The 20,044-nt window shown below is 63.4% G+C and carries 19 protein-coding genes; 16 read left to right on the top strand and 3 right to left on the bottom strand.

Translation table 11 applies throughout. From position 1 onward, the window contains the following. The 13 genes from AAGA68_20290 to AAGA68_20230 all read left to right on the top strand — a co-directional run bounded on the left by AAGA68_20290 (position 1) and on the right by AAGA68_20230 (position 14,268). Positions 1–993: a toll/interleukin-1 receptor domain-containing protein gene (locus tag AAGA68_20290; protein MEM9387407.1), complete on the top strand. Its 993-nt coding sequence runs from the start codon at positions 1–3 to the stop codon at positions 991–993. Continuing rightward, positions 990–3,245, top strand: a complete 2,256-nt coding sequence (locus AAGA68_20285) for a hypothetical protein (protein MEM9387406.1) — start codon at positions 990–992, stop codon at positions 3,243–3,245. The genes AAGA68_20290 and AAGA68_20285 overlap by 4 nt, the downstream gene beginning before the upstream one ends. 16 nt (positions 3,246–3,261) lie before the next feature. Then, positions 3,262–5,610, top strand: coding sequence for a hypothetical protein (locus AAGA68_20280; GenBank protein ID MEM9387405.1), 2,349 nt, complete (start codon positions 3,262–3,264; stop codon positions 5,608–5,610). A 289-nt stretch (positions 5,611–5,899) separates the two neighbouring features. Further along, the gene (nrdR, locus tag AAGA68_20275; GenBank protein MEM9387404.1) at positions 5,900–6,463 is read left to right on the top strand and encodes a transcriptional regulator NrdR; all 564 of its coding nucleotides are present in this window, start codon (positions 5,900–5,902) and stop codon (positions 6,461–6,463) included. Further along, positions 6,460–7,587: a bifunctional diaminohydroxyphosphoribosylaminopyrimidine deaminase/5-amino-6-(5-phosphoribosylamino)uracil reductase RibD gene (ribD, locus tag AAGA68_20270; GenBank protein ID MEM9387403.1), complete on the top strand. Its 1,128-nt coding sequence runs from the start codon at positions 6,460–6,462 to the stop codon at positions 7,585–7,587. The genes nrdR and ribD overlap by 4 nt, the downstream gene beginning before the upstream one ends. A 28-nt stretch (positions 7,588–7,615) precedes the next feature. Beyond that, the gene (locus AAGA68_20265) at positions 7,616–8,221 is read left to right on the top strand and encodes a riboflavin synthase (protein MEM9387402.1); all 606 of its coding nucleotides are present in this window, start codon (positions 7,616–7,618) and stop codon (positions 8,219–8,221) included. A 79-nt stretch (positions 8,222–8,300) separates the two neighbouring features. After that, a complete protein-coding gene (gene ribBA, locus AAGA68_20260) occupies positions 8,301–9,446 on the top strand; it encodes a bifunctional 3,4-dihydroxy-2-butanone-4-phosphate synthase/GTP cyclohydrolase II (GenBank protein MEM9387401.1) in 1,146 nt (381 codons plus the stop codon). Next, positions 9,443–9,925 (top strand): 6,7-dimethyl-8-ribityllumazine synthase, encoded by a 483-nt coding sequence (gene ribH / locus AAGA68_20255; protein MEM9387400.1) that lies wholly within the window; start codon positions 9,443–9,445, stop codon positions 9,923–9,925. Before ribBA ends, ribH begins: the two co-directional genes overlap by 4 nt. A 4-nt stretch (positions 9,926–9,929) precedes the next feature. Next, positions 9,930–10,433 carry a transcription antitermination factor NusB gene (nusB, locus tag AAGA68_20250; protein ID MEM9387399.1) on the top strand — a complete coding sequence of 168 codons (504 nt, stop codon included), beginning with the start codon at positions 9,930–9,932 and terminating at the stop codon, positions 10,431–10,433. Positions 10,434–10,530: 97 nt separating this feature from the next. Further along, positions 10,531–11,334 carry a response regulator gene (locus AAGA68_20245; protein MEM9387398.1) on the top strand — a complete coding sequence of 268 codons (804 nt, stop codon included), beginning with the start codon at positions 10,531–10,533 and terminating at the stop codon, positions 11,332–11,334. Positions 11,335–11,414: 80 nt separating this feature from the next. Next, positions 11,415–12,392 (top strand): thiamine-phosphate kinase, encoded by a 978-nt coding sequence (thiL, locus tag AAGA68_20240; protein MEM9387397.1) that lies wholly within the window; start codon positions 11,415–11,417, stop codon positions 12,390–12,392. Next, a complete protein-coding gene (locus tag AAGA68_20235; GenBank protein ID MEM9387396.1) occupies positions 12,389–12,901 on the top strand; it encodes a phosphatidylglycerophosphatase A in 513 nt (170 codons plus the stop codon). Before thiL ends, AAGA68_20235 begins: the two co-directional genes overlap by 4 nt. Positions 12,902–12,906: 5 nt before the next feature. Then, the gene (locus AAGA68_20230) at positions 12,907–14,268 is read left to right on the top strand and encodes a serine/threonine-protein kinase (GenBank protein ID MEM9387395.1); all 1,362 of its coding nucleotides are present in this window, start codon (positions 12,907–12,909) and stop codon (positions 14,266–14,268) included. Positions 14,269–14,327: 59 nt separating this feature from the next. On the opposite strand, the gene folE2 is transcribed toward AAGA68_20230, so the two are convergent. The 3 genes from folE2 to AAGA68_20215 all read right to left on the bottom strand — a co-directional run bounded on the left by folE2 (position 14,328) and on the right by AAGA68_20215 (position 16,502). Then, positions 14,328–15,137 (bottom strand): GTP cyclohydrolase FolE2, encoded by an 810-nt coding sequence (folE2, locus tag AAGA68_20225; GenBank protein MEM9387394.1) that lies wholly within the window; start codon positions 15,135–15,137, stop codon positions 14,328–14,330. A 211-nt stretch (positions 15,138–15,348) separates the two neighbouring features. Beyond that, positions 15,349–16,239 carry a farnesyl diphosphate synthase gene (locus AAGA68_20220; GenBank protein MEM9387393.1) on the bottom strand — a complete coding sequence of 297 codons (891 nt, stop codon included), beginning with the start codon at positions 16,237–16,239 and terminating at the stop codon, positions 15,349–15,351. An 8-nt stretch (positions 16,240–16,247) separates the two neighbouring features. After that, positions 16,248–16,502, bottom strand: coding sequence for an exodeoxyribonuclease VII small subunit (locus tag AAGA68_20215; GenBank protein ID MEM9387392.1), 255 nt, complete (start codon positions 16,500–16,502; stop codon positions 16,248–16,250). Positions 16,503–16,730: 228 nt separating this feature from the next. Between AAGA68_20215 and AAGA68_20210 the strand changes: the two genes are divergently transcribed. The 3 genes from AAGA68_20210 to parE all read left to right on the top strand — a co-directional run bounded on the left by AAGA68_20210 (position 16,731) and on the right by parE (position 19,984). After that, the gene (locus tag AAGA68_20210) at positions 16,731–17,147 is read left to right on the top strand and encodes a rubrerythrin family protein (protein MEM9387391.1); all 417 of its coding nucleotides are present in this window, start codon (positions 16,731–16,733) and stop codon (positions 17,145–17,147) included. A 218-nt stretch (positions 17,148–17,365) separates the two neighbouring features. Further along, on the top strand, positions 17,366–17,959 hold the full coding sequence (locus tag AAGA68_20205) for a DUF3501 family protein (GenBank protein MEM9387390.1): 594 nt from the start codon (positions 17,366–17,368) through the stop codon (positions 17,957–17,959). A gap of 108 nt (positions 17,960–18,067) precedes the next feature. Beyond that, positions 18,068–19,984 (top strand): DNA topoisomerase IV subunit B, encoded by a 1,917-nt coding sequence (gene parE / locus AAGA68_20200; protein ID MEM9387389.1) that lies wholly within the window; start codon positions 18,068–18,070, stop codon positions 19,982–19,984. Positions 19,985–20,044 lie beyond the last annotated feature (60 nt).

Genomic DNA, 20,044 nt, shown 5'->3' with positions numbered 1-20,044 from the left:
ATGGGCAGCGTAGATGTATTCATCAGCTATCGCAGCGCGGACCGTGCTTGGGTTCGCGGCTTGGCGACGTACCTGATCGCCAATGGTCTGAGTGTGTATAACAACTTCTCTGAGAGTACCGATGGCATCGAGTCCGGAGCGGAAGTGGTGACTGGATACTCCGCAGCGCTGCGTCAAGCGGCCTGTGTCGTTTTCGTGATCACTCCGGACTTCTTCCTGTCCGACGATACATCTCGTGAGGTCGCCAATGCCTACAACTGGGGCAAGCGGAAGATACTGCTCTACGCTCGAACGGTGTTCGATACCGCCAACGAAGAGCGGCTGCCCCACTTCTACCGCTCCTTGAACTTCGTAGACTGCAGGCACTTGAACGAGGACGACGCCTTCGCGCGGGCGTTCAAGGCAACGAAGAAGGAGATCCTCCGTCCCCTGGCGAGTGCGTCGGCGGGAGATCTTCGCGCCGCCTACGACGCAGTGTGTGCTGGCACGGTCCTCGTGGAAGGAGACCTCTCCGGCCACCTCGGCCTCGCCTGGCACGACGGAGGTGACGCCCTCGCGTGTAGTCAGCGCACCGCCGCAGAGATCCAAGGTGAACTCTCCAAGGGGGGCGAGGTGAGGGTCTCTAGGATTCCACCCGATGCCGGCGAGACCTACGTGCGGGTTGTCGAGGCAGATGAATCGCAGAGGCTCGCACGGCTCAGAATTCGACAACCGTGGCGCTTTCCCCGCGTGTTGGCATACCGAATGGACGCCGAGCTTGCTTGCCTGGGTAGTCCGCTGGGCACGGTGGGGTGGGGAACCGAAAAGGGGCATCCAGTGTCATTCGCCAGCTTTACGCTCGAGCGCTGGGCAAGCCCTGTAGATCTGGACGGCGGTAGCACGCTGTACGTCGAGGGAGCTCCCATCTTCGACCCCGCCGGTTACATCGTGGGTACTGCCGATCAGGGAAGCACCCGCCAGGAATTTCTGCCAACACCGATGGACACAAGATGACATCTGAAGTCGAGCAAGATACCGCCAGCGAGGCCTTGTCCGAGTCGCCGACGCTCGAGCAGTCCCCAGAAGCGGCGCCGTCGGAGGAGACCCCAACCCAGGCCTCGACTGGCGAGCATGGCGCAAACGATGCTGCTGTGCCCGATACCACCGAGTTACACGGTGCCACGCCCTGGTACGAGCTTCTCGGCGAGAGGCCCTCTAACGAACCGTCGCTGGATGCTTCGGCACATCGGATAGATGGTGATCCCACGCGCCCGTTGGAGAGGGTCGCTGTGGACGAGCGGGATTTCAGCTTCGTCACCGGCTTAGCAAGAGACTATCAGCGAACGCTTAGGGACAAGGGCGTGCTGCTGATTGTGGCAAGCCATGAGCCGATCGGCTCCGCCGCCGCAATCGCCGCAGCCAATGCAGAGGAGCAGAGAGGACGCCAGGCGCGTTGTTGGGATATCGATACCAGCAACGTAGGCAACCTGTCCGCATACCTAAATCAACAGGCCAAGTTCGGCCTCCTTGGCAGTGCGACGACCACGGGCGTCGGCGGTGGGCACGACATGCTGCTCGTGGTGCGGATCCGCGACGATGCCTGCATCGATGAGCTGTTCCGCGTGGCGCCCGAGGGTTGGTGGGTCGAACACAACGTTGGCGTGATCTTCCTAGTCGCAGGATCGGCCACTACCTATGCGCGACCGCTAGTCGAACGATTCCATGGATGTTGTTGGATCATCGATTGCGTATCCGGCCTTTTGGCAGAGGCAGGCTGTGACAGCACAGAGCTTGATGAGACCCAGAGCTTGCTTCGAAATGCATGGGGCGGCGGCGCCGCTGACCACGAGGTCTGCAGAAGGCTCGAGAGGTTCATTCGAACCAACGGCCGATACCCTGGCGAGCTCGATCTGGGCGCCCGAGCCGATGCAGGATCGGCGTCGCAGGCAATCGCCTTGCTTAGGGACGCGAACGCAGTGGATAGAGCCGTGCTCTTCGTCGCGGCCTACCTGCCAGACTTCGCCGCCGAGGATGCGACGGAGCTCATCGACGCGCTCGTAGACGGGAGTTCCGTTCAGCAAGGCCCGATCGGTGTGCGCGTAAACCGTGTCCCCGCGCTCGAGCATTGGCAAGACAAAGAAGAGCACATCCTAAACTCACTCGGGTTGGCCTACGTTGGGCGCCCGCCCCGGCTGCAGTTCGTGGAACCCGAGATGGAGGTGGCTGTTCGAGAGAGCCTGGGCGTCCGGTACACGCTACGGGCGTTCGAGACGCTCTTCGACCTCCCGACACTCCTAAGCCCGAGCATGCGCTCAAGCAGCGTCCACTCACTGTCGTCGATGTGTGCCCAGCTGATGGTTCGCTTTCCGCAGCGGCTCGATTCCGGCTGGGCATTTGCGCAGGTTGCGAGCCTAGATCTCGGTCAGTCGCTGCAGATCGACCGGCTGAGCTCCTGGTTTCGGGCGATGCTCCGCCACCAAGAGACTGCCCAGGTGGTGGACGCGGTACTGAAACGGCTTGCGACCCACAAAACCCACGCGCATTTGAGCGTCAATCTCCTGTCGCGTCTCGGTTTTGCTCAGCAATTCGATGCCCTACAGCACTACCGGCATGTGTTCGACGTGGCAAGCCGTGGTTTGTGCGAAGGGGCGGCCCTGTCGATGTGCAGCCATTTTATTGCAGACAATCCCGAGGCGCTCTCCGTGCTCGAGACTATCTCGAGTTGGTTCCCCCCCGAGGATCAGGACGCGCCCCTATCGGGCTCGCAGCGTTGGGGGCTTGCGCTTCCGCTAGTGGCAAGCGCGGCGCGAGAACTGCTCACCAACGTCGCACAAGGGGATGACACGCGACGCTATGACCGTCAGCGCTGGGCGGTTGCCCCTGTGACTGAAGAGCACTTGTCGCTGCTGGTCAACTGGCTTTCGCACAAGCGATTCCTCGAGGCGGTGACGTGGGTCCTGGAGCACGGCAACCGCGCGTTCGTCAGTCGGTTCAACGCTGGACTTCCTCAAGGCTCGATGTGCCACTTTGCCTTGGTCGATCTGCTGGCGACCTGGTTGGAAGACTTCCCTGACCTGGCCGTCGAGCTTGTGGCCAAGCTGGCCAAACGGCTTGGTAAGAGCGAGCGGGATGATCTCGCCGCGCTGGCGTCATGGATGTCCAGGGGACCGATCGCAAGCGAGCTCCCTCCGGACGAGCTGGAACGCGTGCGCCAGCGCCTGCGGTCCAGGGAAAAGTTGAAGCGAATCTTGCACGACAATCGTTGAACTAGGTAGGTGCGACATGGACGGAAGTGGGAAACCAAACGGCGGCGGTGCGTACGGTAGGCGCTTCGAGAGGTTCTTCAAACGAATCGGTGAGCCACCGGCGGACTACCGTGCGCGAACCGATGCTCAGTACTTTGCTTTGACGGACTCCGGAGTAGCGAAACCTGCTCGCAGGTTTATCGGGTGGCCGACGAACCTGAGCTATTTCGAGCTGCGTACGCACGGCGCCGTAGTGTGCGACCCGATCCTGCTTCGGGAAGTTCGAGATGCCGCTGGAACCACCTACAACATCGAGGTCTTCCTTAGAATCACAGATTTGCGAAGCGGGCACGAGCTGGGCTTCGTGGAGAAGATGGCGCGCGCGCGCCATCCCTTTGACGTGATCGTCGAAGCGGTCGGGAACGCGTTTTGGGACTTTGTGCGCGACAATCTGATGCAGAAGCAGGACGTGGTCGCTCAGTTCGCCGTGGGCGATGCGAGTGAGGTCAAGGCGGCTCGAGAGCAGTGTACGGAGGCGATAGCGAGTCACCTAGAAGGGGAGTTCGGGCTGCTGGTGGACGTCAGCATGTCGGTGCCTTCCGCAGACTTCGTGGTACCGGAAATCGTTATCGACGAGCTGTCCGTGATCGTCTCTGACGCGGAGGATGATCTGAGTGTCGGACTCAGTATGGCGCTCGGCTCGGATCCATCCAGCGCGGAGGGCCCTCAGTTGGCGACGTCACCGTCGCGCCTGAAACAGCTGGTTGCTGACTTCGTTGTCAGTTGGTTCAAAGGCTCTTGCTCACTCGAGATGTACTGCTACGAACGCGTCCGAGTGCGACGTCTCTTAGAGGCGTCAGTGTCAGAGCGCCTATCCAAAACGCTAGGTCTAGAAGTTCGCCGCTTCCGCCTCGAGCTTCGCGTTCCCTTTGACACGGAGTTCAAGTTGGAGCACGAGTTCGCGATTCCATGCGAGGTGCAGCCAGGACCGACGCGGCTGGAGATACACCACACGGTGATCCTCGAGCGCCAAGATGTGGCTAAGTACCGCGCCTCTCGCGTCGAGGATCTCCGAGAGCAGGTCGAGGACATCCTGCGCCGCAAGACGAAGTCGGTGCTGCTCGAGAGAATGTACGCAGAGGTGCTCGTAGACTTCGACAGTCTCAAGGGTCGAATCAAGGAGCGTGTGTCGACGGAGTTGGAACGCATCGGATTTGGCGTAGCGCACTTTGTTACGCGGCCGAACGATAAGGACATGGAGGAGGTTCTCAGCGGGGAACTGACGTTCTCCGTGGAAGCGAATAGATTCAAGACTCGCGATGGGCGGGTCGATTTTGGTGTTAGCGCGATCGTTCGGGTGGAGCTCGGTGATGACCTTGGCGATGTCGCCAGATTCCTGCGCCCGGGTGGATACTTGGCCAAGCAGATGGAGCAGACCACCAAGGAAGAGCTAGCGAGTGCGATTCGCCAGCTGAACCCTGAACCCCTGCACCTGCATTTCGATGAACCGATGCAGGAGGTGGAAGGTCAGCCCTCGCCCGTGGATGTGATCTCCAAGCGTGTGGAGGCGGCTCTTGGAGCACGCTTCGGGGTGACGCTTCGAAGCATCGAACTGAGCCCGGAAGAGACTGATTTGAGCCGAGTCAATTCGCTGCTCTGCCCTCCCGAGCCTCGCTCGGTGAGCATCGGGGTGGATGTGGCGGGCAGCAAGGGGGAGGATCTGAAGTTCACCGTATCCTTCCGTGTTGTAGGTGTTGCCTTTGACGAATGGTCGCGCTTTGAGGAAACCTGCCGCAATGCTCGCGTCGGTGGTGAACATCAATCGGCAGCGACGGACGACGCACCGGTCACTTCGGATTTGCAACAGGCCGCCGAGCGGATCTTGGGGTCCGTGGACACCATGGTCGAGGCGTCTGCGAGAGAAGTGCTGAAGCAGTATCCGCAGGCCGTACTTACAGCCTCGTCGCGCGAGATCGTGGACGGGTTGAAAGATGAGCTGTGGGTTGCGGCGAGTGGAATGGTCGCCAGGGAGCTAGGCCTGGCCTTGTCGGGCTACACCTTCGATCGTCCCCGATCACCGATTCAGCAGGTTCAGGCCTTGATGCATCAGCAGAAGATACAGGATGCGATGAGCTCACTGCAGGGCGCTCGTGACCGGCTAAGGCAGCGTGTCTCTGACTTTGGTATCGACGATCCGGAGGTTGAGAAGCTGAGCGAGCAAATTGAACGCTGGACCGATCATCTCGAATCCATGTTCGATGATGACCACGATCGGAGCAACGAGGCCGCGGCCCAGGCGCTTCGTAGCTTGCGAGGTGACACAGCGCTGCCTGCGTTGCCCTCGAGGCGAACCAAGGGCAGGGCAGACCCTGATTGGAAGCCGTAGTCAGGATGTACACTCGTTCCCAACGTGCAGGGAGGTCGCCCTAGGTGGAAGAAGCGGTCTCTCCTGGCTATTCCTATCGCTCGCGCGGGGCAGCGGACGGGTCCGCGCTTTCCTGTGTCGCGCCCTCCGTGGCGTAGTCGTCGGAATCAGATTGTGGCCCGCCGTGGCGCGGTTTGTGCGGAGGTGGAGCCCCATGGAACCGCCGCGCATCCGTCGGTACGTTCGGGTCCTACGAACGACGCGTTACAATACGCCTCGTCCGAGCGCTCTGCGCCCGAAGAGGCGAGCTATGCACTGTCCATTCTGCGGTCACGAGGAGACCCGCGTCACCGATTCGCGCCTGGCGGGCGAAGGCTCCCAGGTGCGCCGCCGCCGCGTCTGCTCACGCTGCGGGGAGCGCTTTACCACCTTCGAGGCGCCGCAGCTGGTGATGCCCCACCTCATCAAGAGCGATGGCAAGCGCCAGCCCTTCGACGAGGCCAAGCTCCGTCGGGGCATCAGCATGTCCCTGCAAAAGCGGCCCGTCGGTGAAGACGCTGTGGAGGATGCGCTCCAACGCATCAAGCACGCGCTGCTCGCCACGGGAGAGCGCGAGGTGCCCTCCCGCCTAGTGGGCGAACTGGTGATGAACGAACTGCGTCGTATGGATCAGGTGGCCTACGTGCGCTTCGCCTCCGTGTACCGCAGTTTCGAGGACATCTCCGCGTTCCGGGAGGAACTCGAGAAGCTCGAAGCCTTAGATGAGCCGACCGGCGAGGCCGAGGAGCAGATGTCCCTGCTGCCAGATGCGTCTCGCGCCACCGTGACGCCCGCTACGGGTACCCGCCGCCGAACGCGCCGCTCGCGTCAGTGAACGTATCCGATAGGAAACATATGGCCGCCGCCGTACGCCTGGCGAGACGTGGCACCAATGCCTGTGAGCCGAACCCTCGCGTGGGCTGTGTGATCGCGAATGCAGGGGGCGATGTGCTCGGCGAGGGATGGCATGCTCAAGCGGGAGAGGGCCATGCGGAGGTGAGGGCGATCGCCGCAGCGCGCGAGGCTGGCCTAGGCGAAGCGCTGACCGGCGCCACCGCCTACGTCACCTTAGAACCTTGCGCGCACCATGGCCGCACGCCCCCCTGCAGTCAGGCGCTGCTTGAGGCAGGGATCGCTAGGGTGGTCGTCGCGGTCGAAGATCCGAACCCTCGCGTCGATGGTGCTGGGATCGAGCAACTGCGTGCGGCCGGTATCGAGGTGAGCGTTGGCTTGATGGCGGAAGAGGCCAGGCGCGTGGCACGCGGCTTTCTAAGTCGCCTCGAGCGAGGTCGGCCCTTCGTTACCGTCAAGGTGGCGACGAGCCTGGATGGCGCAACGGCCATGCGCGATGGAGAGAGCCGATGGATCTCCAGTGTGCCGTCGCGCCGCGACGTGCACCGACGTCGGGCGAACGTCGGCGCGATCCTCACCGGGGTTGGCACCGTGGTCGCGGACGATCCTTCCTTCACCGTTCGCGACGCCTCGCCCGTCGCGCCTTGGCACCACCCCCTGCGCGTGGTGATCGATCCGCAGCTTCGCACCCCGCCCCGGGCGGCCCTGCTCAACGACCAGGGCCGCACCCTGCTCATCCACCAGGCAGGCCTCGCGCAGGAGCTGCCGGCGGCACTTGCGGAGCGCGAAGGGGTGGAGCTGGTGCCCGCGCCGACGCACGCAGATGGCGTGGGACTGAATCTGTCCGCCGTGCTGGACGAACTTGGAAGGCGCGGCATCAACGAGGTCATGGTGGAGGCCGGCGCGCGCCTGAACGGGTCCCTGCTGGGGGCTGGTCTGGTGGACGAGGTCATCTGCTACTTGGCGCCTCACCTCATGGGCACGCAGACGCTGGGCGCTTGGAACGTGCCAGGGCTCTCGCGCATGGATGAGCGCATCCGCCTGCAGTGGCGCCAGGTCGATCGTATTGGCGAAGACCTGCGGGTTGTGGCCACGCCTCTAGCGTAGGGTTAAAGAAGGCTGAAAAGGCAACGCGATGTTTACTGGACTGGTTCAAGCGACCGCCCGCGTGGTGGCCCTGGAGGGAGTGGGCGGCGATGCGCGGCTCACGATCGATGCGGACGGCTGGGCGCCCCCGACGCCCATCGGCCTCGGCGACAGCATCTCGATTAGCGGGGCTTGCCTGACGGTCGTGCAGATGGACGGCCTGCGCCTCGCCTTCGACGTCTCCCGCGAGACCCTCGAAAAAACCACCTTGGGCGACCTGACTGCTGGGGCTCTGGTCAATTTGGAGCCTTCGCTGCGGGCTGGCGATGTGCTCGGCGGCCATCTAGTCACTGGTCACGTGGATGCTATTGCCGTGGTGCTGTCGATCACCCCTGAGGCCCGCTCCCAGCGCCTGCGCATCTCCCTGCCGCCTAGTCTCGCGCCGCTGGTGGCGCCAAAGGGGTCGGTCTGCGTGGATGGGATCAGCTTGACAGTCAACGAGGTAGAGGCAGAGGCCTTCGGCGTGAACATCATCCCCCACACGTGGGAGGTGACGGCCATGGCCCAGTACGCTACGGAGCGCCGCGTCAATCTCGAAGCAGACGTGCTGGCCCGCTACGTCGCCCGCCAGCTGGCTGCCAGCAGCGGCGATTGAATCGCCGTGGCGCAGCCGGCACCCCCGGCCGCAGCGCAGTAGAATAGGGCGATACGGATAAAACGAGCACGGCACGGCCATGACAGATAGCAGCAACATCACCCCCCTGCCAGAACGGGGCAGTTCCAACGACTTGGCGGACATCGAGACCATCCTGGCGGAGCTACGCGCGGGCCGCATGGTGGTGATGCTCGACGACGAGGATCGCGAAAACGAGGGCGACCTGGTGATGCTCGCCTCCCACGTACGCCCGGAAGACATCAATTTCATGGCGCGATACGGCCGTGGCCTGATCTGCCTGACCCTCACCCGCGAGCGCTGCGAGCAGCTGCGCCTGCCCCTGATGGTGAGCGAGACCGATTCGGAGCAACGCACCAACTTCACCGTCTCTATCGAGGCCGCCGAGGGGGTGACCACCGGCATCTCCGCCCACGACCGAGCCCGCACGGTGCTCGCGGCGGTGGCGCCCGATGCGGGCCCCGCGGACCTCACCCAACCTGGCCACATCTTTCCGCTCATGGCCCAGCCCGGCGGCGTGCTGACCCGAGCCGGCCACACGGAAGCCGGCTGTGATCTGGCGCGCCTCGCCGGTGCGGAACCGGCGGCAGTGATCGTGGAGGTGCTGCGTGAGGATGGGAGCATGGCACGGCGCCCGGATCTCGAGGCCTTTGCTCGCGAGCACAAGCTGAAGATCGGCACCATCGCCGACCTTATCGCCTACCGCCTGCGCAATGAGCAGTCGGTGGAGTGTATCGCCACCCGTACCGTACCTACAGAATTTGGTGACTTCACGCTGCATTGCTATGAAGATCATGTGGCGCGCAACGTTCACCTCGCTTTGGTCAGGGGCAAAGTGGGAGCGACGGACCCCACGCTGGTTCGCGTACACGTGCACGAGACGCTGAGTGACGTCGTTGGCGTTACCTGGCCATCTTTGGGGTGGCCCCTGCGATCGGCCATGAAGCGCATTGCCGAGGAAGGCAGTGGAGTGGTCCTGATACTGCGCGAGCGCGATGATCCAAGGGTATTGATCGAGCGCCTGCAGGGTAGCGAGCGGCCGCATCAAGGCAGTGGCGAGGTGAGCTCGGAGCTGCGCAAGTACGGCGTCGGCGCTCAGGTGTTGCGTGATCTCGGCGTCGCGCGCATGCGTGTGCTGAGCGCGCCCAAGCGCATGCATGGCCTGTCTGGCTTCGGGCTGGAAGTGGTGGAGTACGTGGACGAATGAACGGGCCGACGATCGAGACCTTGGAAGGCGCCCTTAGTGGCACTGGCGTGCGCGTGGGTGTGCTCGCCACCCGTTGGAACGACTTTATCGTCGAGCGGCTCACTCGCGGGGCCGTTGGAGCACTCACGCAAGCCGGCGTGGCCAGTGGCGACATCAAGCTGCTGATGGTGCCGGGTGCGTACGAGCTGCCGATCGCTGCCAGCAAGGCAGCGCGCAGCGGTCGCTTCCATATGCTCGTCGCCCTCGGCACGGTGATTCGCGGCGCCACCCCGCACTTCGACTACGTGGCAGGGGAATGTGCGAGCGGCTTGTCGCGTGTCGCCCTCGACACTGGTGTGCCGGTGGGGTTTGGTGTGCTCACGGTCGACACCTTAGATCAGGCGATCGAACGTGCCGGCGCCAAGGCGGGCAACAAGGGGGCGGAGGCGTCCCTGGCAGCCTTGGAGACGCTGGGGCTGCTGCGCCAGCTGGATGCTTGAGCGGATGGGCGAGGACCCCTCATCACCGGTCGACACCGCTGCCGACGGCGCGACGGCATCCCCGGCCCGGCGCCCGCGAAAGCGCCGCGCCAGCGCCCGCTCTTTGGCGCGCCGCGCCGCATGCCAGGCGCTTTACCAGCAGTTCCTCACCGGCGACCACGCGCGCAACGTGATCGCCCAGTTCACGGATTTCCCGGGGCTGGAGCGGGTGGATCAAGAGCTCTTTCGCCAGCTGATCATGGGCGTGGAGACCCACCGCGAGGCCCTCGACGCACTGATCGCAGAGCGCTCCGACCGACCGGTCGATCAGCTCGACCCGATCGAGCACGCGGTGCTGCTGATCGGCCTTTACGAGCTGCGTGAACGGATTGAAACGCCGTACCGTGTGGTGTTGAACGAGGCCTTGGAACTCGCCCACGAATTCGGCGCAGAGGACGGCCACAAGTTCGTCAACGCCGTATTGGACAAGGCATCGCTCACGCTGCGCAAGGTCGAGCGCGCCCGTTAACCGGCGCACGGTTTCCGGATCCTCCGGCGCGACACTTCAGTCCTTCGGCGCAGGGACGATAACCCCTTAGGAGAGCCCGACGACCTAAGGAGAACACGTGTCCACCATTCAGTTGCACCTAGAGGATCTGAGCGTACTCGTCGTCGAGCCATCGGGCGCCCAGCGCGCGGCCATGCGCCGCCACCTCGAAACCAACGATATTGATGACATTCAAGAGGCCCACTCCGGTGCCGAGGCTCTGCAGAAGCTGCGTTCTGGCAGCTTTCGCCTCGTCATCAGTTCGATGTACCTCCCGGATATGACGGCCACAGACTTGATCGTCACCCTGCGCGACTCCGATGACTTGTGCGACACCCCGTTCATGCTGGTCTCTAGCGAGGAGCGCTTCAAGCGACTCGATCCGATCCGCCAGGCCGGCGTCATCGCCATCCTGCCCAAGCCGTTCACGGCGCCTGCCATTCGCCGAGCATTGCTCAACACCCTGCATTTTCTGAACCCTGATGAGATGGATCTCGAGTACGGTGATCCCGCCAGTCTTCGCGTGCTCGTCGTGGACGACGTTGCCTACGCGCGCCTGCACATTGCCAAGGTGCTGAAGTCCCTTGGGATCGGCAACTTGGAGTTCGCGAAGGACGGAAGGGAAGCGGCTACGATGCTCTACCATCGCGAGTTCGATCTGATCGTCACGGACTACAACATGCCCGAGATGGATGGCTTGGAACTCACGAATTGCATCCGAGATGAGATCGGCGATAGCGACACGCCGATTCTCATGGTGACCAGTGAGAGCAACACCTCACGGCTGTCGGCGATCCAGCAGTCCGGCGTCTCCGCGGTGTGCGACAAGCCCTTCGAGGCTGACACGGTGAAGCAGCTCATCTACCAGACCCTACAGGCCTAAGTCTCCGCGGCATCCGACTCGTAGCGGGAACTCGTTACACTGCCAGCTCCGCGCCAGTGCGCGCACAGCGGTAGCCAGGCATGGACGAGTTCGCGCTCATCGAACGCTACTTCGCCTCGGCAGGCGTCGAGCGCCCCGAGGTCCGCTTGGGCGTGGGCGATGACGCAGCTCTCGTGGCGCCTCCTGCGGACCACCTCGCCACGATCGCCACGGACACGATCGTGAGCGGCGTGCACTTCCCCCCGTCACTCGACCCAGCGGCCATCGGCCACCGAGCACTCGCCGTCAACCTGAGCGACCTTGCCGCGATGGGGGCGACGCCTGCCTACGCCCTGATCGCCCTCTCCCTGCCAAGCGCTGACGCCACCTGGTTGGCGCCCTTCGCCCAGGCGTTCAGCACGCTCGCCCAAGCCCACGGGGTAGCCGTCATCGGTGGCGATACCACGCGCAGCGACGTGCTCTCCGTCACGGTGACCGCGGTGGGATGGTTGGCGTCGGACACCGTCGCGCTGACCCGTTCGGGGGCTCGCGTACGCGACCTACTGGCCGTGACTGGTTCGCCAGGTGATGCTGCAGCGGGGCTTGCGGCATTGGCGCAGCGGCAAGAGGGCAAGCAACATCGGTACCTCCGTCAGCGCTTTGCGTTCCCCCAGCCCCGTGTCGCCTGCGGTCGGTGCTTGTTGCCCGTGGCAAGCTCGGCGATAGACGTCTCCGACGGCTTGCTGGCGGACGCGCAGAAGCTCGCCGAGGCGAGCGGTGTGCATTTGGCTATCGAAGCGCATAGGCTGCCCCTGAGCGAGGAGCTGACCCAGTGCCATGATCGCGAAGCGGCCGAGCGGTTCGCCCTGACCGGTGGTGATGACTACGAACTGCTCTTTACAGCGCCGAGGGAGTGTGAACTAGTGCTGGAGAGGATCGCGCAGGACGTGGGTTGCGCCTTGACGGTGATCGGAGAAGTACGGCCGGTGGGCGACGGCCGCGCGCCGGGCGCGAGCGTGACGCGCGACGGGCGCACACTGCCCCTGCCCACGGCCGGCTATAGGCATTTCCATCGATGACCGCGGCGAAGCAACGGTTGCGGCGCCCGAGCTGGCGGGATCTGAAACGCCATCCGGTACATGTGCTCGCCTTCGGCTTTGGCACTGGCTACTCCCCCGTGGCGCCCGGAACCGTGGGGTCGCTGCTCGGGCTGGCGACTTTCGTGCTTGCCGATCGCTTGGGAGTGGGATTCGCCGGCCATATGCTCGCAAGCGTGGTTGGCCTGGGGGCGGGTGTCGCGATTTGCCGACGTTCGTCCGCACACCTGGGCGTACACGATCATCCAGGCATCGTCTGGGATGAGATCGTTGGCTGCTATCTCGCCTGTTCGCTGGTGCCCCAGAGCGCGGCGTGGTGGGGTGCGGCGTTTGGGGCTTTTCGCGCTTTTGACATCATCAAGCCCTGGCCGATCCGAGCGATGGATCACGGACTGCGTGGAGGGCTGGGAATTATGCTGGACGACATCGTAGCGGCGCTCTTTGCCGCCCTCAGCCTGTACGCCGTGGGTCGTCTCGGCGCCTTCCTGTGATAGCCATGAGCGACAGCGAAAAGCCTTCAGACAGTGCGCCCGAGCGCATCGGCAAGTATCCCATCATAAAGAAGGTGGGCCGCGGCAGCACCGGCACCGTGTACCTATCGCACGATATGTTCTACGGTCGTGATGTGGCCATCAAGGTCTACCACGGTGTCAACAGCACGGACAGCGACGCTCGCGTGGCGCGCAAGATGTTCTTCAACGAGGCCAATATGGTTGGCCGCCTGCAGCACGCGAATATCCTGCCCCTGTACGATGCCGGCGAGCACGACAACAGCTACTACGTCGTCATGGAACACGTGCAAGGTGCACGCACGCTCGCGCGCTTCTGCAAGGAAGAGAATCTGCTGCGCAAAGGTGATGTCATCGAGATCGCTTTCAAATGCGCGAAGGCCCTGCACTACGCCCACAACCGCGGCGTAGTCCACCGCGACATCAAGCCCAGCAACATCATGCTCACGCCTGACCGAGATGTGCGCATCATCGACTTCGGTATCGCCCTCGTCGAGCAATCCGAGGCGTCGCAGATCGAAGGGATCGCCGGCAGCCCGAGCTACATGTCGCCCGAACAGGTTCGCTCCCAGCCGGTTACGCCACGTTCAGATCTGTATTCCCTCGGCGTCGTTATGTACGAACTGCTGACAGGGCAGCGACCTTTCAAAGCCGATAACCTCGCGAAGCTGCTGCACTTGATCGTGTATCGCACGGCGCAGCCGCTGCACATGATCCGTGACGACATTCCCGAGTCACTGGAGAACGTGGTGATGCGGGCCCTACACAAGGACCCGGAGCAGCGCTATCGAAACGGCTTGGAGATGGCGGCCGACCTGACGCGTGCGAACCAGGAGCTGAGCCGCAACAGTGTGGCGATGCGCGTGACCGAGCAGGGGCGCTTCGAGCTACTGCGTCAGCTGCGCTTCTTCCATGACTTCCAGGCCTCTGAGATCTGGGAAGTGCTGCAGGCGGGCGAGTGGCGCGAGTACGAGCCTGACGAGGAGATCGTACGCGAGGGGCAACTCGATGACCGCTTCTACGTGCTGATCAAGGGCACGGTCAAGGTGTGTCGCGGGGGGCATGCGCTCGGCAAGCTATCGCGTGGGGACTGCTTTGGCGAGTCGAGCTACGTGCGCCGCGCGCGCCGCACGGCGACGATTCAGGCCGACGGCGAGGTCACCCTACTGCAGGTGAGCTCGACCCTGTTAGAGCAGCTGAGCTCCTCTTGCCAACTGCGCTTCATGCGCGTGTTCTTGCGCTCACTGGTCGAACGCCTGCAAAACGTCGAAGCGGAGCTGTCGGGCAAGGCCCTGAACGATGGCGCCGATCCGACGGCGCCACCGGAATCCTTCGCCAGCGCGGGTTAAGGCGCAGGGGCATCGCCTCTTGGGAATGGGCGGTTAGCGACGGGGAGGCCTTCCTAGCCCTATTCTGATTCGGCGTCCTTGTCGCACTCGATCAGTGCGTAAGCCGAGTGGTTGTGGATGGACTCGAAGTTCTCGCTCTCCACGACATACCCACGGATGCGATCGTCCTCGTTCAGGCGCAAGGCCACGTCACGCACGATGTCCTCGACGAACTTCGGGTTGTCGTAAGCACGCTCCGTCACGTACTTCTCGTCAGGTCGCTTCAGGATGCCGAAGAGCTCGCAGGATGCTTCCTTCTCAGCCATGTCGATCAGCTCTTCGATCCACACGAAGTCGTCGATACGCGCCGTGATCGTGATGTGCGAGCGCTGGTTGTGGGCGCCGTAGTCCGAAATCCCCTTTGAGCAGGGGCACAGGCTGGTGACCGGCACAACCACCTTCACTTTGGTATTGACCTTGCCCTCGTGGATTTCGCCGATGAGGCTGGCCTCGTAGTCCATGAGGCTCTCGACGCCAGACTTGGGCGCCTTCTTCATTACGAAGTAGGGGAAGCTCATTTCGATATGGCCGGTCTTCGCTTCTAGGCGGTCTGCCATACGCTCGAGCATTTCGCCGAAGTTATGTACGGAGATTTCCTTCTCGTACATGCTCAGTATCTCGACGAAGCGGCTCATGTGCGTGCCCTTGAAGTTGTGGGGCAGGCGCACGTACATGTTGAACTTGGCTACGGTGTGTTGTTCGCCACCCGATCGGTCCATGACCCGTACTGGGTGGAAGATATCCTTGATACCCACCTTGTCGATGGGCATGCGTCGCGTGTCTGGGTGATTCTGGACGTCATCGATGGGGGTGACGTTGGTCGCGCTCATATGTCGAATCCTCAAAAGCCAAGCTGCACCGCACGTGCCGCCCCGTTATTCGTACCGAGGGCCGAGAAGGGTGCACATTTCGCTCAGTATAGCCTCGGAAGGCGGCGTTTCGAGGACGGGTTGGCAACCGATGCCGCGCCCACTGAGCTTGCTAAGCCGCGGTTACTTGAGGGAAATATGGTCGCCAGGGGCGATTTGCAAGGGGCCCGGGTCAGTAGTCGCGTTCAATGATGTAGGCAGCTAGCCAGCGAAGGGGTTCGGCCTTCTCACCGAAGTCGGCTAGGGCATCCAGAGAGGCTCGGTACAGATCGCGTGCTATTCGTTTGGCTTCGTCCAGCCCCACGATGCTCGGGTACGTGGGTTTGTGGCGCGCTTCATCGGCGCCGGGAGTCTTGCCCAGGCGCTCCGCTTCGCCCTCCACGTCCAAAATGTCGTCCTGCACCTGGAAGGCGTGGCCCGCAAGCTCCGAAAAGCGCTCAAGCGCGGCCCAGCGTTCAGTCGAGAGGTCGGTGCGACAATGGGCGCTGAGCAGCACCGAGGCGCGGATGAGCGCGCCCGTTTTCAGCCGATGCATGAAGGCCAGCTCGTCGCGCGACATCGGCTTGCCAGTGTTCTCGACGTCGATCGCTTGGCCGCCGGCCATACCGGACGGGCCTGCCGCCGTCGAGAGGAGGTTGATCAGCGTCAGGCGGGTCTGCGCATCGCGTTGGAGTGAGGGATCGGTACCCAGGATCTCAAAGGCGAGCACCTGTAGCGCATCGCCCACGAGGATGGCGGTGGCCTCGTCGTAGGCGATATGGCAGGTGGGGCGCCCCCTTCGCATCTCATCGTCGTCCATCGCCGGCAGATCGTCGTGCACTAGAGAATAAGCGTGGATCAACTCGATCGCGCAGGCTGGGGCATCGAGCACCGCTGGGTCCAGGTCCAGTACTTCGCCCGTAAAGTAGACGAGCAGGGGCCGCACGCGCTTGCCGCCGCCCAGGGCGACGTAGCGCATGGCCTCATGCAAGCGCCGCGGGATCTGCTCTTGCGCCGGTAAGCGCTCGCTGAGGGCGGCTTCTATGCGCGCCTGATAGGCGGCCATCCGCTCATGTGGGTCCATGGCGCTCCCTACTCCTCTCGTTCACCGAAGGGGGCGAGGCTCTCTCCGTCCGGTCCCGCGAGGGCGTCGATCTTCTGCTCTGCCTCGCGCAGCGCCTGTTGGCAGCTGCGCGTTAGGGCGATGCCGCGCTCGAACTGCGCTAGGGAGTCTTCCAGGGAGAGGTCACCCTTCTCCATCCTGGCCACCAGGGTTTCCAGTTCTTCGAGCGAGCGTTCAAAGTCTGGTCGGGCGGCGCTTTTCGCTTTGGAGTCAGCTTCGGTCACGGTGGATCCGGGGGGTCGGGTTGGGCCAATCGCTGCGCATGGGGGCACTGAAGGGCAGGCACGTGAGCCGCCCACGACAACCAGCGCCGCGGCGTTGCCGCGAATGATAGGGACTATGTCAGAATCCGGCAACGCGGCAATAGGGGCGCGCTTTCATCGCCTTGCTCCCCCGATTAGACCAACTCTAGTATCGTGATAGTGCGCACCGCCAGCCAGGAGTGACGATGTATGGATCTGAAGGGCAGCAAGACTGAGCAAAACCTGAAGGATGCTTTTGCTGGCGAGTCTCAGGCGAATCGACGCTACCTTTATTTCGCATCCAAGGCCGACGTCGAAGGTTACAACGACATTGCAGCTATTTTTCGCTCCACCGCTGAGGGTGAGACCGGTCATGCTCACGGGCATTTGGAGTACCTGGAGGCCGTCGGCGACCCGATCACCGGCAAGCCCATTGGCGGTACGGCACTCAATCTGGAGTCCGCCGTAGCCGGCGAAACCCACGAGTGCACCGAGATGTATCCAGGCATGGCGAAGGAGGCCCGGGAGGAAGGCTTCGACGAGATCGCAGACTGGTTCGAGACGCTGGCCAAGGCTGCGCGCTCACGCGCTAGTCGTTTCCAGAAGGTGCTCGACACGATGGAGTGAGGCGGCCGCACTCGCCCCACGATGCGACCCGCGTGACCACCTTTGCCCGGAGCCCACCGCGAATCGAACGGCTGCCCCAATCGACCTGTTGCAGACGGTGAACGCACCTCGGCAGCGTGCTCCGAGTGAGCCTTCAGGGGTACGCCAGTTGCACTCTCGGGCGGCGCGGCCTACGCCATGCATTAGACCAGGGCCTGCCAGCAGAGGATCAACGATCTATGGCCGCTGAGAAGCTCACACGGGATGTGCTTATGGGCCTTGAGCAGTACGCCAAAGCGCGCACCGAGTTTCGCCGTCAGGTGATGGCTCACAAAGCCAGGCGTCGCGCTCACCTCGGCGAGCACGCCACCTTCATCTTCGAAGACCAGCTCACGATGCGGTACCAGGTGCAAGAGATGCTGCGCATCGGGCGCATCTTCGAAGCTGCAGGCATCGAGGCCGAACTCAGCGCCTACAACCCCCTCATCCCTGACGGCGACAACTGGAAGGCGACTTTCCATTTGGAGTTCGATGATCCGCGGCAGCGCGCCAAGCGCCTGATGCGCCTCATCGGCATTGAGGATCGAGTCTGGGTGCGCGCGGGCGATGATGGCGAGCGTGTGTACGCAATCGCCGACGAGGACCTGGATCGCGCCGCGCGGAAAAAGACCTGTGCCGTGCACTTCCTGCGCTTCCAACTCGATGCTCACTTCGTCCAGGCATTGAAAGGCGGCGCCTCTCTGGCTATGGGCATTGACCATCCGCACTACGCCGAAGCGTTGGAGCCGGTGCCGGCTCACCTGCGTGAGTCACTTCTCGCCGATCTCGACTGAGCACAGCGACCTGCAGGCGGTCGCACCCGTTCGTTCGCAGATATTGGCTGGCGCGAGCCGGCCCTCATCCCACGCCGGGCCCTTGCGCTTTTCGCGTACCATGCGCGGATGAGCAATAAGGACTACTCCGCGTCCGACATCGAGGTGCTGTCCGGCCTCGACCCCGTGCGCCGTCGCCCCGGCATGTATACGGACACCACCCGCCCCGATCACCTGGCGCGAGAAGTTATCGACAACGCCATTGACGAGGCGCTCGCCGGCCACGGCAAGCGCCTGGTGGTCACCATCTACGCGGACGGTTCCTTGCAGGTGGACGACGAGGGTCGCGGCATGCCCGTCGATGTACATCCTGACGAGAAAGTGCCTGGGGTCGAGTTGATCCTTACCAGACTGCACGCCGGCGGGAAGTTCTCCAACCGGACCTATGGTTTCTCAGGTGGACTGCACGGCGTGGGCGTGTCGGTGGTCAACGCGCTGTCCAAGCGCCTCACGGTGAGCATTCGCCGCGACGGATCCACCTGGGCCATGGCCTTCGCCGATGGCGAGCGAACCGAGAAGCTCAAGCAGACGGGCAAGGCCAAGCGCGGGCATAGCGGCACCACCGTGCGCTTCTGGCCGGACCCCAAGTACTTCGACGCCGCCAACTTCTCGATCCCGCGCATGCGCCACCTGTTGCGGGCCAAGGCGGTCTTGTGTCCCGGCTTAGAAGTCAACCTGGTGCAGGAGAAGTCAGGCGAGCGCGAGACCTGGCTCTACGCTGGCGGCCTTACAGACTACCTGACAGAAGCGTGTGGTGAGCAGCCCATGCTGCCCTCTACCGCCTTCGCTGGAGAACTCGACGGTGAGCGGGAGGCGGCGCAGTGGGCTATCGTCTGGCTGCCCGAGGGTGGTGAGCCCCTCGCCGAGAGCTATGTCAACTTGATCCCGACGGCCCAGGGCGGAACCCACGTGAACGGCTTGCGCATGGGGATCACCGAGGCGCTGCGGGACTTTTGCGAACTGCGAAACCTGCTGCCGCGCGGCGTTCGCATCACCCCGGAGGATGCGTGGGACAGGGTGAGCTTCGTCCTGTCTGTGAAGATGCAGGAGCCTCAGTTCTCCGGTCAGACGAAGGAGCGCTTATCGTCGCGGGAGTGTGCGGCCTTCGTGCAGGGCGTGGTGCGCGATGCCTTTATCCTCTGGCTCAACCAGCATGTGGAGAGCGGCGAGCAGATCGCCCAGCTTGCGATTGAGGCGGCGACGGCGCGCAGTAAGGCAGCTCGCCAAGTCGTGCGCAAGCGTGTCACGGCAGGTCCCGCCCTGCCGGGCAAACTCTCCGATTGCTCCAGTCAGGATCCGGCGCGCACGGAGCTGTTTCTCGTGGAGGGAGATTCCGCCGGCGGTTCGGCGCGCCAGGCTCGTGACCGGGAGTTTCAGGCGGTCATGCCCCTGCGCGGCAAGATACTCAATACCTGGGAGGTCTCGCCGGCCGAGGTGCTCGCGAGCCAAGCAGTGCATGACATCAGCGTGGCGATCGGCGTGGATCCCGGCACGAGCGACCTGAAGGGGTTGCGCTATCAACGTATCTGCATCCTCGCAGATGCAGACTCGGACGGACAGCACATCGCCACGCTCTTGTGCGCCTTGTTTCTTCGCCACTACCGCCCACTGGTCGCACAGGGGCACGTGTACGTGGCGATGCCACCGCTCTACCGAATCGATGTGGGTAAGCACGTGTTCTACGCCCTCGACGAGGCGGAGCTGCAAGGGCACCGCGATCGCATCACGGCGGAGAAGCTGTCCGGGAAGATCAGTGTGACGCGCTTCAAGGGGCTCGGTGAGATGAGCCCCTCCCAGCTGCGTGAGACCACCATGGCGCCCGAGACTCGGCGCTTGGCGCGCCTCACCATCGGCGAAGAGGCGAGTGAGCAAGGTGATGAGGCGCTAAGCGCCGACCAGCTGCTCGACATGCTGCTCGCGAAGAAACGGGCGTCCGACCGGCGCGCATGGCTCGAACGCAAGGGCAATCTCGCCGAGCAGCTTTGACCTTGTCCGCCCCTTGCCGGGGTGCTCCGCCGGTTTGGTGGTGCGCACCTATGAGATACA

The organism is Pseudomonadota bacterium, from assembly GCA_039193195.1.
In the GTDB taxonomy this organism is placed as follows: Bacteria; Pseudomonadota; Gammaproteobacteria; order Steroidobacterales; family JBCBZW01; genus JBCBZW01.
This window is presented reverse-complemented; position numbering and strand designations above follow the sequence as displayed.